This window comes from Stappia sp. WLB 29, from assembly GCF_023507705.1.
In the GTDB taxonomy this organism is placed as follows: Bacteria; Pseudomonadota; Alphaproteobacteria; order Rhizobiales; family Stappiaceae; genus Stappia.
This window is the reverse complement of record NZ_JALBGD010000019.1, coordinates 1-16,547: the sequence shown is the minus strand read 5'-3', so window position 1 is coordinate 16,547 and position 16,547 is coordinate 1. Positions and strand designations below refer to the sequence as shown.

Annotated in this window: 11 protein-coding genes; 5 read left to right on the top strand and 6 right to left on the bottom strand. The window is 67.3% G+C overall.

Translation table 11 applies throughout. From position 1 onward, the window contains the following. Positions 1–35: 35 nt before the first annotated feature. Entirely contained in the window at positions 36–743 is a 708-nt protein-coding gene (locus MNI96_RS21585) for a glutathione S-transferase family protein (protein WP_249696600.1), read from the bottom strand. Positions 744–869: 126 nt separating this feature from the next. On the opposite strand from MNI96_RS21585, the gene MNI96_RS21580 reads away from it, so the two are divergent. Further along, on the top strand, positions 870–1,745 hold the full coding sequence (locus MNI96_RS21580) for a LysR substrate-binding domain-containing protein (RefSeq protein ID WP_349629215.1): 876 nt from the start codon (positions 870–872) through the stop codon (positions 1,743–1,745). A gap of 77 nt (positions 1,746–1,822) precedes the next feature. Here the strand turns inward: MNI96_RS21580 and rpoD are convergent, their stop codons facing one another. The 3 genes from rpoD to MNI96_RS21565 form a co-directional block, all read right to left on the bottom strand. Continuing rightward, positions 1,823–3,856: an RNA polymerase sigma factor RpoD gene (gene rpoD / locus MNI96_RS21575; protein ID WP_249696597.1), complete on the bottom strand. Its 2,034-nt coding sequence runs from the start codon at positions 3,854–3,856 to the stop codon at positions 1,823–1,825. A gap of 558 nt (positions 3,857–4,414) precedes the next feature. Continuing rightward, positions 4,415–6,469: a DNA primase gene (gene dnaG / locus MNI96_RS21570; protein WP_283776626.1), complete on the bottom strand. Its 2,055-nt coding sequence runs from the start codon at positions 6,467–6,469 to the stop codon at positions 4,415–4,417. A gap of 125 nt (positions 6,470–6,594) precedes the next feature. Continuing rightward, the gene (locus tag MNI96_RS21565; RefSeq protein ID WP_249696592.1) at positions 6,595–7,050 is read right to left on the bottom strand and encodes a GatB/YqeY domain-containing protein; all 456 of its coding nucleotides are present in this window, start codon (positions 7,048–7,050) and stop codon (positions 6,595–6,597) included. Between the two features lie 243 nt (positions 7,051–7,293). On the opposite strand from MNI96_RS21565, the gene carA reads away from it, so the two are divergent. Beyond that, on the top strand, positions 7,294–8,505 hold the full coding sequence (carA, locus tag MNI96_RS21560; protein WP_249696590.1) for a glutamine-hydrolyzing carbamoyl-phosphate synthase small subunit: 1,212 nt from the start codon (positions 7,294–7,296) through the stop codon (positions 8,503–8,505). A 1,046-nt stretch (positions 8,506–9,551) separates the two neighbouring features. On the opposite strand, the gene MNI96_RS21555 is transcribed toward carA, so the two are convergent. Then, positions 9,552–10,004, bottom strand: a complete 453-nt coding sequence (locus tag MNI96_RS21555) for a MerR family transcriptional regulator (protein ID WP_249696588.1) — start codon at positions 10,002–10,004, stop codon at positions 9,552–9,554. A gap of 452 nt (positions 10,005–10,456) precedes the next feature. Next, complete coding sequence (locus MNI96_RS21550) at positions 10,457–11,503, bottom strand: AraC family transcriptional regulator (protein ID WP_249696586.1); 1,047 nt, start codon at positions 11,501–11,503, stop codon at positions 10,457–10,459. A gap of 305 nt (positions 11,504–11,808) precedes the next feature. Between MNI96_RS21550 and MNI96_RS21545 the strand changes: the two genes are divergently transcribed. The 3 genes from MNI96_RS21545 to greA all read left to right on the top strand — a co-directional run bounded on the left by MNI96_RS21545 (position 11,809) and on the right by greA (position 16,182). Further along, the gene (locus MNI96_RS21545; RefSeq protein ID WP_249696584.1) at positions 11,809–12,126 is read left to right on the top strand and encodes a helix-turn-helix domain-containing protein; all 318 of its coding nucleotides are present in this window, start codon (positions 11,809–11,811) and stop codon (positions 12,124–12,126) included. Between the two features lie 169 nt (positions 12,127–12,295). Next, positions 12,296–15,610 carry a carbamoyl-phosphate synthase large subunit gene (gene carB / locus MNI96_RS21540; protein ID WP_249696583.1) on the top strand — a complete coding sequence of 1,105 codons (3,315 nt, stop codon included), beginning with the start codon at positions 12,296–12,298 and terminating at the stop codon, positions 15,608–15,610. 98 nt (positions 15,611–15,708) lie between these two features. Continuing rightward, positions 15,709–16,182, top strand: a complete 474-nt coding sequence (greA, locus tag MNI96_RS21535; protein ID WP_249696581.1) for a transcription elongation factor GreA — start codon at positions 15,709–15,711, stop codon at positions 16,180–16,182. The last annotated feature ends 365 nt before the right edge of the window (positions 16,183–16,547 follow it).

Here is a 16,547-nt window from a genome sequence, read left to right as displayed (position 1 = left end):
TGACCCCGGAGCAGTAAGACCCGCTCCCGCGCCCGTCAGGCCAGCCCCAGTTCCTCGAGCGCCGCCTCCAGCCTCACATGGCCGCGGAACCCGCCAGTGGACGTCGCCTCCTCGCCCGCTTCCACGCCGGCGGCAAAGTGCACCGCCGGATCCTCCGCCAGACGATCGAACAGTTCCTGCAGGCGCGGAAAGGCGCTGCGGTCCGGCACGCCGTGATACTCGGCCCAGCGCGCGATCCCGTAGAAATAGGCATCGGCCAGCGTCCGGCTCTCGCCCAGCAGATACGGCCCCTCGCCCAGCATCCGCTCCAGTTGCGCATGGGCGGCCTGAAGCTTTGCCTGCGCATAGGCGGCGAGCGCCGCCTTCGCCTCGCCCTCGACCCCGTGCTCATAGGCATGCCAGAGCGGGCTGAACCCGTCGAACAGCGCCGTGTTGAGAAAGGCCAGCATCTGGTTCAGCCGGTCGAATGCGGCAGTCCCCTGGAGAAAGCCGAGGCCCTTTTCCGCGCCCTGCGGCGCCAGATGATTGAGGATCGCCATGCTCTCCGCCACCAGCCGGCCGTCGCCGGTGGCAAGGCTCGGCGTCTCGGCGACCGGGTTGATCTGCTGGTAGGCCTCGCTGCGGATGTCATCGCCGGCCATGTCGATGCGGCACAGCCGATAGGGCATCTGCAGCCATTCCAGCGCGACGATGGAGCCGAACGAGCAGCCCGCCGGCACGCCGTAGAACAGGATGGGGGTCATGATGTCGTTGTCCCTTTGCTTGCGGGGCGAGGGGTCTCGCCCGGATGCCGGGACTATGCAATCATGGACGCTGGTGCTGTAGCCCACGATATGCCCGCTTCAAGTCCACAAATATGGACAATGCCGATGTACAATCTCAACGACCTGCGCTTCTTCGTCCGGGCGGTGGAGGGCGGCGGCTTTGCCGCTGCAAGCCGCCTGTCCGGCGCGCCGAAATCCACCGTCGCCAAGCGGGTTGCCGAGCTGGAGCGCCGACTCGGCGCACGGCTGGTGCATCGCAGTCCCCGCAGCTTCCGCCTCACCGAGATTGGCCGCGACGTCTACGAGCATGCCCGCGCGGCGGTGATCGAGGCGGAAGCGGCCGAGGCCGTCGTGCGCCGCCGTCTTGCCGAGCCGAGCGGCACGGTCCGCCTCACCGCCTCCGTGCCCGTCTCCCGTTTCCATCTGGCGCCGAAGCTCGCAAAGATCCTGCAGCGCCACCCGAAACTCTCGCTGAAGCTGCATGTCAGCGACCGGTTCGTCGACCTTGCCCATGAGGATTTCGACATCGCCCTGCGCAGCCACCGTGGGCCGCTGCCCGCTTCCGAGCTGATGCAGCGGCGCCTGTCGGAGGAAGCGGTGATCCTTGCCGCCGCGCCCGCCTATCTCGCGCGCGCCGGCACGCCGCAGACGCCGGCTGACCTCGCCGGCCACGAGCTGATCGACATCGGCGACGGTGCGCCCTGGCAGCTGGAAGGGCCGGAGGGCGCCCGCGCCGAAGTGCAGCCCGGCGCCCGCCTGTCGCTGGACGAGGCCGGCATGCTGCTTGCCGCCGCCTGCGCCGGTCTCGGCATTGCCTGCCTGCCGCAGCAGGTCGCAGCCGGCGCGCTGAAGGACGGCATGCTGCACCCCCTTCTGCCCGGCTGGCGCGCCGGCACCATCACGACGACCATCCTCACCCCGCACCGGCGCGGCGTGCTGCCGGCCGTCCGCGCGGTCGTCGAGGCCCTCGTCGAGGCATGACCCCCGGAGAATAGCAAAAGGGCCCGGCGTTGCCGCCGGGCCCTGAAGATCATGTCCGATAGCGCCTCGGCTCGCCTTTAGCTGTCGAGGAACGAGCGCAGCTTGCGCGAGCGCGAGGGGTGCTTGAGCTTGCGCAGCGCCTTCGCCTCGATCTGGCGGATACGCTCGCGCGTCACCGAGAACTGCTGGCCGACCTCTTCCAGCGTGTGGTCGGTGTTCATGCCGATGCCGAAGCGCATGCGCAGCACGCGCTCCTCGCGCGGGGTGAGCGAGGCCAGCACCCGCGTCGTCGTCTCGCGCAGGTTCGACTGGATCGCCGCGTCGATCGGCAGGACCGCGTTCTTGTCCTCGATGAAGTCGCCCAGGTGGCTGTCTTCCTCGTCGCCGATCGGCGTTTCGAGGGAGATCGGCTCCTTGGCGATCTTCAGCACCTTGCGGACCTTCTCCAGCGGCATCTGCAGCTTTTCGGCCAGCTCCTCCGGGGTCGGCTCGCGGCCGATCTCGTGCAGCATCTGGCGCGAGGTGCGCACGATCTTGTTGATCGTCTCGATCATGTGCACCGGGATGCGGATCGTGCGGGCCTGGTCGGCGATCGAACGGGTGATCGCCTGCCGGATCCACCAGGTCGCATAGGTGGAGAACTTGTAGCCGCGCCGGTACTCGAACTTGTCCACCGCCTTCATCAGGCCGATATTGCCCTCCTGGATCAGGTCCAGAAACTGCAGGCCGCGGTTCGTGTACTTCTTGGCGATGGAGATGACGAGGCGCAGGTTGGCCTCCACCATCTCCTTCTTGGCGATGCGCGCCTCGCGCTCGCCCTTCTGCACCATCGAGACGATGCGGCGGAACTCGGCCGTCTCCAGGCCGGTCTCCGAGGCAAGGCTCTGGATCTCCTGGCGCAGCTCGCGGATCGTTTCCTTCTCCTGGGCGACGAAGTTCTTCCAGCCCTTGGAGGCAAGGTTCGCGACCTTGCGGATCCAGTTCGGGTCGAGCTCGTTGCCCTGGTACTGCTTCAGGAAGTCGCCGCGGTCGACGCCGTGGCTGTCGGCCAGGCGCAGAAGGCGCCCCTCGTAGCCCATCAGCCGCTTGTTGATGTCGTAGAGCTGCAGGACCAGCGCGTCGATACGCTGCTGGTTCAGCGACAGGCTCTTCACATCGACGACGATGTCTTCCTTGAGCTTCTTGTAGCGGCGCTCCTGCGAGGGAGACAGGGTCTTGTTGGCCAGTTTGTTCTCAACAAGCTGGTCCTGCAGCCGGCGCAGCTTCTTGTAGTCGTCGGCGATGCGGTCGAAGGTCTCCAGCACCTTCGGCTTCAGCTCGGCCTCCATCGCGGAGAGCGAGATGTTCGCCTCGAACTCGTCGTCCTCCTCGCCGTCGCCCTCGCCTTCGGCCTCGCTCGAGGCTTCGCCATCGCCCGCCGGGCGGGCAGAGCCCTCGCCCCGGGCCGTCTCCTCACGCGACGCTCCGGACGCGGCAGATGCGCCCTCCGAGGCGGTCTCGTCCTCGCTCTCCTCGGCGTCGTCGCCGCGGAAGTCGGGGCCGGCATAGGTCGCCTCGAGATCGATGATGTCGCGCAGCAGGACCTTGCCTTCGTTGAGCTCGTCCCGCCAGATGATGATGGCCTGGAAGGTCAGCGGGCTCTCGCAAAGCCCGGCGATCATCGCCTCGCGGCCGGCCTCGATGCGCTTGGCGATGGCGATTTCGCCCTCGCGCGACAAGAGCTCGACCGAGCCCATCTCGCGCAGATACATGCGCACGGGGTCGTCGGTGCGGTCCGTCGGCTCCTTGGCCGTGGTCTTGGCGACCGTGGTCGGCCCGGCCTCGACGATCTCGCCGCCCTGGTCGTCCGCCTGGGCCTCCTCGGCCTCTTCTTCCTCGATGACGTTGATGCCCATGTCGGACAGCATCGCCATCGTGTCCTCGATCTGCTCGGACGTGACCTCCTCGGACGGGAGCACTTCGTTGAGCTCCTCATAGGTCACGTAGCCGCGCTTCTTGGCGAGCTTGATCATCCGCTTTACAGCGGCATCGGAAAGATCCAGAAGCGGACCGTCGGAGGTCTCGCTAGCGGTTTCCTGGGTCTCTTCCGCCTGGGTGGATTTGGCTGCCATGGTTGTCTCCGGCCCCGCCGGCCCTCGGGCCTGGCGCTGTCGTTCGTGTCACGCTGGTTGCCCGCCTGGCGGGCCCGGTTCCGCTTTCCGCGCCTTATCGCGCCCGGAAAGCCGGAGGACCGGCTGATTCGTTTCGCGGCGGAATACCGGGTCCCTTGCCGGCCACGGCCTTTCGGCCATGCAGATCCCCTCCCCGCGACGCGCCGCCACGCCAGCCGGGACAGAATGTCAGTCTTAGTCGCTGTCCGTTAAGTGCCACTTAACCCTGCAACCCGGTTCGACAAGACTCGACACCGGACACAGCCGGCATGCACAAGGCTCCGGCCATCCGGTTCCGCACGGGATATCGGCAGGCAAGGTGATTTCGTGCCGCCGTGTCGGCTCCTGTCATGGCTTGCGACCCCGTGTCTCCTGGACCGGGTCTGCATGACGGGCCTGTCGCGGCTCTGGATGCTGCCTGAATTGCTTATGTAGCGCAAAGGTCCGGATTCGCAAGAGTGATTCGTTGGCCGTCAACCAAAGAGGCGGCGCAATCCACAACCGCACGCTCCTCGCCCGTCAGCCGCCGGCGCCGGCGATCGCCCCTTGCCCCATCGCCGCGCGCGCACGCGCCGCCGCGCCGGCCGGTGTCGAGGCGGCCGGCCGCGCGGAGCGGAAGACCTTGCCCCGTTCGGCGATCTCCTGCTCCTCGCGGGCGCATTCCTCGCGCCGGCGGGCCAGATCCTGCGACTGGGCGCGGATGCGCTCCCAGTCCGCCTCGTCCAGCCCGTCGCCGAGCGCGGCCAGCTCCGCCTCCAGGTCCTGCTCCAGCGCGCGCAGTTCCAGCACGTCGAGAGTGTGGCAGAACAGGTCCTCGATGAAATCCGCCGGCGGTTCGTGCCGCAGGATCGGCAGCCGCTGCAACAGGTCGTGGAAGCGGGTGACCATGCGCTGCCCTCCGCCCGCGCCACTGCCCGCACCGCTCGCCGCCTCCTCCGGCCCGTCCAGCGCCTCGGACAGGATCTGGAAGAAGCGCGTGTCCAGCGTCTCGAAGAAGCCGCTCACCGGCACGTCCTGCAGCTCGGTGGCGATCCGGCACAGCTCGTCGCGGAAGCGCGCATGCAGCACGTCGCCGAACTGCGCCTGCGCCAGCCGCTCCACGTGCCGCTCCAAGAGCTCGGGATATTTCAGGCACAGCCCGCACAGCATCCGCTCGTGGCCGAACATCGAGCTGCCCGGCAGGTCGGAGCCGCGCGCCGGGCCGGACGGCGCCTGCTGGAATGCATTGCCCTGCCCGTAAGCCTGGCCGCTTCCCTGTCTGCCCCCATGGCCGCGCGCGGCCCGCGCCTGCCGGTAGAACAGGTTGGACAGCCGCAGCCGGATGTCGAGCTGGTAGCCGCGACGCACCCGCTCGTCGGCGATGGTGCGCACCAGCTCCTCGAGGCTCTTTTCCAGCGCCGCGCGCCGCTCCGGCGTGTCGATGCGCGCGGCCTCCACCTCCCGCGACCACAAGACGTCGATCAGCGGCTGCGAGCCCGCCAGTTCCTTGGTGAAGGCGGCCAGTCCCCCGTCCGCGATCAGGTCGTCCGGGTCCTTGCCGTCGGGCAGGAAGACGAAGCCGAAGGAATGGCCGCTGCGCAGGCCCGGCAGGATGCGGTCCACCGCCCGGTGCGCGGCCGAGGTGCCGGCCGCATCGCCGTCGAAGCAGATCACCGGTTCGGGCGCCAGCCGCCACAGGCGGCCCACCTGCTCCTCGGTGAAGGCGGTGCCGAGCGCGGCCACCACATTGCCCATGCCCGCCTGGGCGATGGCGATGGCGTCCATATAGCCTTCCACCACCACCGCCTGGCCGCTGCGATGCGCGGGCTCGCGCGCCCGGTGGAAGTTGAAGACCATCGCGCCCTTGTGGAAGAGCGGGGTCTCGGGCGAGTTGAGATATTTCGGCTGGCCGTCGGGATCGAGCGTGCGCCCGCCGAAGGCGATCACCCGGCCGCGCTCGTCCTGGATCGGGATCATCAGCCGGTTGCGGAAGCGGTCGTAGGTCGGCCGCCCGTCGTCCGGGCGGATCACCAGCCCCGCCTCGACCATCGAGGCCTCGTCGACGCCCTTGCCGATCAGGTGGCGCTTCAGCGCGTCGCGCCCGTTCGGGGCGAAACCGATGCGGAACTCGCGCACCGTCTCCGGACGCAAGCGGCGGCGGGAGATGTAGTCGCGCGCCTGCTCGCCGCCGCTCATCGCCAGCGCGTCCTGGAAGAAGCGCGCCGCCATCTCGCAGATCTCGGCAAGGCCGGCGCGTTCGGCCGCGCGGGCCGCCGCCTGCGGATCGGGGGCGGGCAGCGCCACGCCCGCCTGCTCGGCCAGCCGCTCCACCGCCTCGGGGAACGACAGGCCCTCCGTCTCTGTCAGGAAGCGGAAATGGTCGCCCGAGGCGCCGCAGCCGAAGCACTTGTAGCGGCTGCGCCGGTCGTCGACATGGAAGCTCGGGGTCTTTTCCTGGTGGAACGGGCAGCAGGCCCAGAAGTCGCCGCGCGCGGGCTGCGACTTGCGCCGGTCCCAGCTCACCCGCCGCGCGACCACCTCCGACAAAGACACTCGGGCACGAATCTCATCGAGGAGACCGGGTGAAAATCGCATGGGCTACAGGCTTTCGAAACGGAAAAGGCACCGGCACGCGGCCCCTTTCGGGGCGGCGCACCCGGCATCGGTGTCAAGGTAGGACAGAGCGGGAATAAATTCCACCGGCGCGGCGCTTGCCCCGCCTATTCGCTGCGCAGCAGATCCTTGACCACGCAGCTTGCCCGCACGAAATCCATCTGGCCCGGATAGCGCTCCTTGAGCGCGTTCATGCAGCGGCCCATGTCGCGCAGGCCCCGCGCATTGATGTCGCGCACCACGTCCTCGCAGGCGTCCTGCATCGTCCGCTCGTCGAACTGGCGCGGCAGGAATTCGTGGATGACCGCCATTTCCTCGCGCTCCTGGGCGGCAAGGTCCAGCTGGCCGGCTTCCTCGAAATCGCGCACCGAGCTCTCGCGCTGGCGCAGCATCTTGTTGAGAATCTCGCGGATCTCCGCGTCCGGGACGACGTCGTGGCCCAGCTCGCGGCAGCGCGCGTCGCGGTCCTTGATCGCCGCCAGCATCAGCCGCAGCGTCGCCGCCCGGCGCTTGTCGTCGCTCTCCACGGCGTCCTGCAACGCCGCATCGATACGTTCACGCATGATCTGCCCTGCCGTTTGCCCGGGACGCAAGCGCGGAAACTTTCCTCAAAGCTTCGGCTCCACTGCCGGACACCTCGTTCATCGTGTTGATTTACAAGGATTATTTTTGTAAAGTCTGTCGGTTGACCCCCACGCGCGCTTCCCCTAGAGTGCCGCGCGACACGCACCGTTGACAGCCGAGCCCCGCTCCGTCAAGGCGCGTTCAGCGAAATCATGTCATCGAACCGATCGAGAAAGCAAGATATGACGACCGCCGACGTCTGGTCCGCGCCGCCGACCACGGCCGTTCTCGTCCTGGCCGACGGAACAGTGATCGAGGGCAACGGCTTCGGTGCCACCGGCCAGGCCTGTGCCGAAGTCTGCTTCAACACCGCCCTCACCGGCTACGAGGAGATCCTCACCGATCCCTCCTATGCCGGGCAGATCGTCACTTTCACCTTCCCGCATATCGGGAATGTGGGGACGAACGAGGAGGATGTCGAGACCGTCAACATGGCCTCGTCCTCCGGCGTGCGCGGAGCCATCGTCCGCGCCGACGTGACCGATCCCGCCAACTACCGCGCTTCCCGGCATTTCGATGCCTGGTTGAAGGCGCGCGGCATTATCGGCCTGTCGGGCATCGACACCCGCGCCCTCACCGCCCTGATCCGCGAGACCGGCGCCGCCAATGCGGTGATCGCCCACGATCCGGACGGCAATTTCGACATCGAGGCCCTGAAGCTCGCCGCCCGCAACTGGCCGGGCCTCGTTGGCATGGATCTCGCCAAGGACGTCACCTCGGCCCAGAGCTACGGCTGGACGCAGACCCCCTGGGTCTGGGACCAGGGCTATGGGTCGCGCGAGGACGGCGAGTTCAACGTCGTCGCCATCGACTACGGCATCAAGCGCAACATCCTGCGTCTTCTGACCGATGCCGGCTGCAAGGTGACGGTGCTTCCCGCCGATGCGAGCGCCGAGGACGTCCTGTCGCGCAAGCCCGACGGCATCTTCCTGTCGAACGGTCCGGGCGACCCGGCCGCGACCGGCGAGTATGCCGTGCCGGTAATCCGCGACCTGGTCGACAGCGGCCTGCCGGTCTTCGGCATCTGCCTCGGGCACCAGATGCTGGCGCTCGCCCTTGGCGGCGAGACCGAGAAGATGCACCAGGGCCATCACGGCGCCAATCATCCGGTCTTCGACCGCACCACCGGCAAGGTCGAGATCACCTCGATGAACCATGGCTTCGCCGTCAACGCCAGGAGCCTGCCGGAGGCGGTCGAGGAGACCCATGTCTCGCTGTTCGACGGCTCCAACTGCGGGCTGCGGCTCAAGGACAAGCCGGTCTTCTCGGTGCAGTATCACCCGGAAGCCTCGCCCGGTCCGCGCGACAGCCACTACCTGTTCCGCCGCTTCACCAACCTGATGCGCGCCCGCGCCGGCACCCCGGCGATCCCGGAAAAGGACGCCGCCGCCTGATCGGCGCGCCCCGGCCGAGCCGGACGACGCCTATCACGACACGCCGCCTGCCTCGCGGGCGGCGTTTTCTTTTGCCGGGAAGACGCAGAAGAGAGGAAGAAACGCTCTCACATCCTCTCAGCCGTCACCCCGGCCACGCGTCAGCGCAGAGCCGGGGCCTAGTCGTGCCCAGAGCGGCGGCGAAAAAACGCCCGCGCGAACCCCACNCTCTCACATCCTCTCAGCCGTCACCCCGGCCACGCGTCAGCGCAGAGCCGGGGCCTATTCGTTCCCAGAGCGGCGGCGAAAAAACGCCCGCGCGAACCCCACGCTCAGCGTGTCATCCCGGTTTCGGCGCAGCCGAAGACCGGGATCCAGTAACCCCGAACGGTGCAACCCGAGCCCCGGCGGTGCCGCGAGCGCCCCTCGCCGAAGCTGTGGTGCCGCCGTCACGCCACCATCCGCCCGGCGGATACTGGATACCTGCCTTCGCAGGTATGACAGCCGTTGAGGTGGCGATGCGCTCCCGTCTCACGCCTGCCGAGGGCGCCAATGGTTCCCGGCTCTCCGGCTTCGCCTGCGGCCGGGATGACCTCGGAAAGAGAAGCACGGCCCCGCATCCCCTCAGCCGTCACCCCGGCCGCGCGCAAGCGCAGAGCCGGGGCCTATTCGTTCCCAGAGCGGCAGCGAAACACGCACAGGATGAACCCCACGCTCAGCCTCTCATCCCGGTTTCGGCGAAGCCGAAGACCGGGTCCAGCAACCATGGGCGGTGCAGCCCGAGCCTCGGCGTTGCCGCGAGCGCCCCTCGCCGAAGCTGTGGTGCCGCCGTCACGCCGCAACCTGCTCCGGCGGATACTGGATACCTGCCTTCGCAGGTATGACAGCCGTGGAGATGGCGATGCGCTCCCGTCCCACGCCTGCCGGGGTTGCCAATGGTTCCCGGCTCTCCGGCTTCGCCTTGCCCGAGATGACGTCCGACCGCACCCCCCCCAAAGTAAAAACGCCGCCCGGCATCCCGGACGGCGTTGGCGTTCTTGCTCGGCCGGGGCGCGGCGCCCGCCCGATCAAGCCTGTGGATTGGCCTCGATCAGCGCGTCCAGCGCGGCGACCACTTCGGCGGTTTCCTTCGCCTGCTCCTTGAGCTGGGCCAGCTGTTCGCCCAACAGCTCGTCCTGGCGGGCGCACATCTCGCGCAGCGAACGCAGCTGCGACATGCGGCTCGTCTTGCCCTCGAGCAGGGCGATCACATCCCTGATCTCGACCAGGGTCAGGCCGATCCGCTTTGCCTGCAGGATCACCTTCATCCGGCCGATCTCGCGAGCGCCGTAGAAACGGCGCGCGCCCTTTCGCTCCGGGCGCAGCAGCGCCTTTTCCTCGTAGAAACGCAGCGCACGCAGAGTGACCCCGAAAGTCTCGGCCATCTCGGCGATGGAGAGCCGCGCCTCGTTCTTGCCGTCGATCTGGATCGGTCCCGCAAGGTCCGGTCCGAACGCAGAAGTTCTGGAGAGTTCCGTCATTTCACTATCCGTAATTCCCGATCGAAAGGCGCGGCCCGGAACGCGCACAAGCGGAACTATGCCATCGGCTTCGCGTTTCGGCCTTCTCTTCCGGTGCCATTTTTTTATCCCTGCACCCATTTTAGAAAAAAACTTCCAGAAAAACCGCCTCCCGCAAAGAAGCGGGCAGGATGCCGCCCGGCGCCTTTGCGTCGAGAAATGCGTTATCGCTCTTTGACAGCTTGCGGATGAATGAAATTTTCTTTGGAAAAACCCAGCCTACGCAAAGTCAGCCGAACCCCAACGGCCAGATTAACCCGATAGCATACAAAATACAGGGACGGCATCTTCGGAAGAAAGATTGCCTAACACTAAAGTATATACGTGGTTAGACGGCTGGAAGCCCGACGGCAGCGCGCAAGGCGGCAAAGTTGCTGGACGCAACCATCTCGGGATGAGGAATATCGTGAAGCTCACACTTTGAGTTCGCCGCCGTTGCGGCATTCGCTCGGCGGCCGCCCGAACCAGCGACGCGCCGCCCGCGAGAAATTGCCCACCGCGGAAAAGCCAAGCCGGAAGGCGATCTCCGAGATCGGCAGATCGGTCTGCACCAGATAGTCGGCCGCCATGCGCCGACGCACCCCGTCATGCAGGGCGTGGAACGATGTGTCGCGCTCGGCCAGCTTGCGCTGCAGCGCGCGCACGCTGATCGCCATGCCGCGGGCCACCTCGGAAATCGTCAGCATCGGATCGGCGATCCGCTCGGCGATCGCATCGTTGACCATCGCCACGAAGTCTTCGGCCCGGCGCCGGTCGTCGAGGCGCCGGCGGTTGAGCTCGCACAGGGCGTCGAACAGGTCGTCGTCGCGCAGGGGATTGGTTCCGCCCTGCGGATCGATGCGGAAATGCAGGCTGTTGCGCGGCGCGCCGAAGCGTACCGGCACGCCGTAGAACATGTCGTGCAGCGTCAGGCTGAGCGGGCGCGCCCGCGCGAGCCGCACCTCCAGCGGCTGCACGCTGCCCCCGCTGATGCGCATCAAGCGGCTGAACACCTTGCTCGTCACCCGGTCGTGCAACTGGTCCCGGCAGACGAGTTCGGACGAGAAGCCGAAGGCCAGCTCCGCCGTGTCGCCGTCGAACTCGGCGCGCACCTCGGCAACGTCGGCCACGATCCGCATGAAGCGCGCGCTCACCTCCAGCGCGGTGCGGAAGTTCGGCGCGTGACGGATCGCCAGCGACACCGTGTCCTCCGGCCCCGGCCCCAGCGACCGGGTCCAGCCGAGGCCGAACGCGTCGTCGTCCGCCAGCCGGCTCGCAGCCTCCAGCGCGCTGGAATGGGCGCGCAGGCTGATATGGCCGCCGAGCGATGCGCTCACCGTCTCCGCGTCCAGCCCGCTTTCGCGCAACACCGCGTCGAACGGCACGCCGCGCAGCCGGCAATAGTCGGCCAGTCCGATCTGGGCGCGGGAGTGAATGAGAAGCGTATCCGCCGGCGCGGCCGCATCGAATCTCATCAGCATTGCAGACACGATCCGTCCAAGGAGTCCGGCGGACTGCGCCGGAAGGGCAGGATCCGGGAAGCGGATCGCCGAGACCATTATAAGAAATTACCTGCATTATGTAAGTTCGCGTCGGCTGCGACCCAATCAGGGTAAACGCGCCGATTGCCGTTTGACTTTTGCGCGCGCGCGTCGGATCAAGTCGGGCGCAAAGGTTGCGCTTCCGGTGCTGCGGCTTACGGCCGGAACACCGGAGCCGACGCCGAAGCGGATGTCAGACCAGCCCCGAACGCAAGATCCAAACGCAAGACCCGACGAGACGGCCCATGGCGCCCCCTGCAACGACCGCCACGATGACGCCCGAGCTGTTCCGCAAGTGGCGAAAGTCGCTCGGCCTGAAGCAGAAGGATGCCGCCGAGGTGCTCGGCCTCAAGAAGCGGATGATCCAGTATTACGAGAAGGGCGACCGCAACGGCCGTCCCGTCGAGATCCCCAAGGCCGTGCGCCTCGCCTGCTATGCGCTGACCGCCGGCATCGCCGATTTCGACGGCGTGACGCCGGTTTCGGGGCCCTTGCCGGCGCCGGTCCCGGCATCCGGCACCGTGCCCGTCCCGCCCCCGTCCGACCCGGCCGCCGGCACATGACAGCATTCCCCTGCAGCGCAGCCCGAAACATGGCGAGGATGGGGTTTCGCCTTTCGCGCTTTTTGCCTATAAGGCGCGCTCAGCCGTAGATTTCACCCAGGAAGACGCCGCCGACCGGATCCCGCGCCCCTCGCGGAACGATCCGGCGAAGGCCAGCCGCGAGCCCAGTATGCCCAAACGCACAGACATCTCCTCGATCCTGATCATCGGCGCCGGGCCGATCATCATCGGCCAGGCCTGCGAGTTCGATTACTCCGGAACCCAGGCCTGCAAGGCGCTGCGAGAGGAAGGCTATCGGGTCATCCTGGTGAATTCGAATCCGGCGACGATCATGACCGATCCGGACCTGGCCGACGCCACCTATATCGAGCCGATCACGCCGGAGATCGTCGCCAAGATCATCGAGAAGGAGCGCCCGGACGCGCTGCTGCCGACCATGGGCGGCCAGACGGCGCTGAACTGCGCCCTGTCCCTGAAGAAGATGGGCGTGCTGGAGAAGTTCGGCGTCGAGATGATCGGCGCGACCGCCGAGGCCATCGACAAGGCCGAGGACCGCGAGCTGTTCCGCCTGGCGATGGACAAGATCGGCCTGGAGACGCCGCGCTCGCGTCTCGCCCATTCGCTCGGCGAGGCGCTCGACGCGCTCGACGACATCGGCCTGCCGGCGATCATCCGCCCCTCCTTCACCCTGGGCGGCACGGGCGGCGGCATCGCCTACAACCGCGAGGAATATCTCGACATCATCGAGCGCGGCCTCGACGCCTCCCCGACCACCGAGGTCCTGGTCGAGGAATCGGTGATCGGCTGGAAGGAATACGAGATGGAGGTGGTCCGCGACCGCGCGGACAACTGCATCATCATCTGCTCCATCGAGAACATCGACCCGATGGGCGTGCATACCGGCGATTCCATCACCGTCGCGCCGGCGCTGACGCTGACCGACAAGGAATACCAGATCATGCGCGACGCCAGCCTCGCGGTGCTGCGCGAGATCGGCGTCGAGACCGGCGGCTCCAACGTCCAGTTCGCGGTCAATCCGGAGAACGGCCGCCTCATCGTCATCGAGATGAACCCGCGCGTGTCGCGCTCCTCCGCGCTCGCCTCCAAGGCGACCGGCTTCCCCATCGCCAAGGTCGCGGCGAAGCTGGCCATCGGCTACACGCTGGACGAGCTGGAGAACGACATCACCGGCGGCGCCACCCCGGCCTCGTTCGAGCCCTCGATCGACTATGTCGTCACCAAGATCCCGCGCTTCGCCTTCGAGAAGTTCCCCGGCGCCGAGCCGACCCTGACCACCGCCATGAAGTCGGTCGGCGAGGTCATGGCCATCGGCCGCACCTTCGCCGAGAGCCTGCAGAAGGCGCTGCGCGGCCTGGAGACGGGCCTCACCGGCCTCGACGAGGTCGAGATCCCCGGCCTCGGGCAGAACGACGACAAGAACGCCATCCGCGCCGCGCTCGCCTCGCCGACGCCGGACCGCCTGCTCAAATGCGCCCAGGCCTTCCGCCTCGGCACCGACCTGGAGCAGGTCTACCGCTCCTGCCACATCGACCCGTGGTTCCTGCGCCAGATCAAGGCCATCGTCGACACCGAGGAGAAGGTGCGCGCCCACGGCCTGCCGGACAATGCGGTCGCCATGCGCACCCTCAAGGCGATGGGCTTTTCCGATGCGCGCCTCGCCTCCCTCGCCGGTCTCGACGAGGCCGACGTCAAGGCGCTGCGCGGCAAGCTCGACGTGCACCCGGTCTACAAGCGCATCGACACCTGCGCTGCCGAATTCGCCTCGCCGACCGCCTATATGTATTCCACCTACGAGACGCCCTTCGCAGGCAAGCTTGCCGACGAGGCGCGCCCGAGCGACAGGAAGAAGGTGGTGATCCTCGGCGGCGGCCCGAACCGGATCGGCCAGGGCATTGAGTTCGACTACTGCTGCTGCCACGCCGCCTTCGCGCTGCAGGATGCCGGCTTCGAGACCATCATGGTCAACTGCAACCCGGAGACCGTCTCCACCGACTACGACACCTCGGACCGGCTCTATTTCGAGCCGCTGACGGCCGAGGACGTGCTGGAGATCATCCGCACCGAGCAGACCAACGGCACGCTGCACGGCGTCATCGTCCAGTTCGGCGGCCAGACGCCGCTGAAGCTCGCCCAAGCGCTGGTCGAGGCCGACGTGCCGATCCTCGGCACCGCGCCGGACATGATCGACCTTGCCGAAGACCGCGACCGCTTCCAGAAGCTGCTGCACCGCCAGGGCCTGAAGCAGCCGCAGAACGGCATCGCCTATTCGGTCGAGCAGAGCCGGCTGATCGTCGCCGAACTCGGCCTGCCACTGGTCGTGCGCCCGTCCTACGTGCTCGGCGGCCGCGCCATGCAGATCATCCGCGACGAGGAGGCGCTCAACGCCTACCTGCTCGGCACCCTGCCCGAGCTGGTCCCGGCCGACGTGCGCGCCAAGTACCCGAACGACAAGACCGGCCAGATCAACACGGTGCTCGGCAAGAACCCGCTGCTGTTCGACCGCTATCTCGACGGCGCCATCGAGGTCGATGTCGACGCGCTCGCCGACGGCAAGGACGTCTTCGTCTGCGGCATCATGGAGCATATCGAGGAGGCCGGCATCCACTCGGGCGACAGCGCCTGCTCGCTGCCTCCCTATTCGCTCTCCGAGGAGATGGTGGCCGAGCTCACCCGCCAGACCGAGCTGCTGGCGAGGGCGCTCGCCGTCGGCGGCCTGATGAACGTCCAGTACGCCATCAAGGACGGCGAGATCTTCGTGCTGGAGGTCAACCCGCGCGCCTCGCGCACCGTGCCCTTCGTCGCCAAGACCATCGGCGTGCCGATCGCCAAGATCGCCGCGAGGGTGATGGCCGGCGAGCCGCTCGCCTCCTTCGGCCTGAAGAACGAGAAGCTCGACCATGTCGCGGTGAAGGAGGCGGTGTTCCCCTTCGCCCGCTTCCCCGGCGTCGACACGGTGCTCGGCCCGGAGATGCGCTCCACCGGCGAGGTCATGGGCCTCAACGGCACGTTCGAGGTCGCCTTCGCCAAGTCGCAGCTCGGCTCGGGCACCCGCGTTCCGACCAGCGGCACCGTCTTCGTCTCGGTGCGCGATGCAGACAAGGAGCGGGTGCTCGATCCGATCCGCCGCCTGGCGAAGATCGGCTTCCGGATCATCGCCACGCACGGCACCCAGGCCTTCCTGGAGAAGCAGGGAATTTCCTGCGACAAGGTCAACAAGGTGCTTGAAGGCCGGCCGCACATCGTTGATGCTATCAAGAACGGAGAGGTCCAGCTCGTCTTCAACACGACCGAAGGCGCCCAGGCTCTCTCCGACAGCAGGTCGCTGCGCCGCGCGGCCCTGTTGCACAAGGTTCCGTATTACACGACCTTGGCTGGTGCCATCGCGGCCGCAAAGGGGATCGAGGCCTACGCTTCGGGCAACCTTGAAGTGGTTCCGTTGCAGGCCTACTTCACCAAGGCCTGAGAATTGTGAGCGTTCCGGCCGGGCCCTGCCCTGCCGGACGTCATTTTTTTTGACGCGCGACGCCTTTTGGCGGCGCGAAGAAGAAGGGTCGAAGACCTATGGAAAAGGTTCCGATGACAGGCGCTGGTTACGCCATGCTCGAGAAGGAGCTGAAGCAGCGGATGTCGGAAGAGCGGCCGCGCATCATCCAGGCGATCGCCGAGGCGCGCGCCCATGGTGACCTGTCGGAAAATGCCGAGTATCACGCCGCCAAGGAACAGCAGAGTCTGAACGAGGGCCGCATCAGCGAGCTCGAAGACAAGCTCGGCCGCGCCGAGGTGATCGACGTCAGCAAGCTGTCGGGCGACACCGTCAAGTTCGGCGCCACGGTGACCCTCATCGACGAGGACACCGAGGAAGAGAAGAAGTACATGATCGTCGGCGATGTCGAGGCCGACGTGAAGCTCGGCCGCATCTCGATCTCCTCGCCCATCGCCCGCGCGCTGATCGGCAAGGCCGTCGGCGACAGCGTCGAGGTGACCGCTCCCGGCGGCGCCCGTGCCTACGAGATCATCGACGTCACCTTCGGCTGACCGTCCTTGCGATCGTCCGCCCGACGCTCGCCCTCCCGATCGCATCGCGGATCGCTCATCCCACGGCTTCGCCGGGTCGCCGCCCTGCGAAGCCGTTTTGCCGTCCGGGCGCGGTGCGGACTGTCGGTAGAGGAGACGCGGGAGCACGCCGGCGGGCTCGCAACACCATCGCGAACGCTCTGGGAACGAACGGGCCCCGGATCTCCGGCTTCGCCTGCGTCCGGAGTGACCTCGGAGAGGGAGGCGTGGCCTTGCGCGCCCTCAACCGCCGTTCCGCTCACGCGCCGGCACGCCACAGCCAACCGAAAGGGCACCAGGCCCCTCCTCCCCCCCTCGGCGGTCATCAACTCATATCGTTGAGGTGG

Excerpts from the sequence above, each read along its gene's own strand:
- MNI96_RS21585 (WP_249696600.1), bottom strand. The coding sequence starts at position 743 with ATGACCCCCATCCTGTTCTACGGCGTGCCGGCGGGCTGCTCGTTCGGC.
- dnaG (WP_283776626.1), bottom strand. The coding sequence starts at position 6,469 with ATGCGATTTTCACCCGGTCTCCTCGATGAGATTCGTGCCCGAGTGTCT.
- carA (WP_249696590.1), top strand. The coding sequence starts at position 7,294 with ATGACGACCGCCGACGTCTGGTCCGCGCCGCCGACCACGGCCGTTCTC.
- carB (WP_249696583.1), top strand. The coding sequence starts at position 12,296 with ATGCCCAAACGCACAGACATCTCCTCGATCCTGATCATCGGCGCCGGG.
- MNI96_RS21565 (WP_249696592.1), bottom strand. The coding sequence starts at position 7,050 with ATGCGTGAACGTATCGATGCGGCGTTGCAGGACGCCGTGGAGAGCGAC.
- MNI96_RS21545 (WP_249696584.1), top strand. The coding sequence starts at position 11,809 with ATGGCGCCCCCTGCAACGACCGCCACGATGACGCCCGAGCTGTTCCGC.
- MNI96_RS21580 (WP_349629215.1), top strand. The coding sequence starts at position 870 with ATGTACAATCTCAACGACCTGCGCTTCTTCGTCCGGGCGGTGGAGGGC.
- rpoD (WP_249696597.1), bottom strand. The coding sequence starts at position 3,856 with ATGGCAGCCAAATCCACCCAGGCGGAAGAGACCCAGGAAACCGCTAGC.
- MNI96_RS21550 (WP_249696586.1), bottom strand. The coding sequence starts at position 11,503 with ATGCTGATGAGATTCGATGCGGCCGCGCCGGCGGATACGCTTCTCATT.
- MNI96_RS21555 (WP_249696588.1), bottom strand. The coding sequence starts at position 10,004 with ATGACGGAACTCTCCAGAACTTCTGCGTTCGGACCGGACCTTGCGGGA.
- greA (WP_249696581.1), top strand. The coding sequence starts at position 15,709 with ATGGAAAAGGTTCCGATGACAGGCGCTGGTTACGCCATGCTCGAGAAG.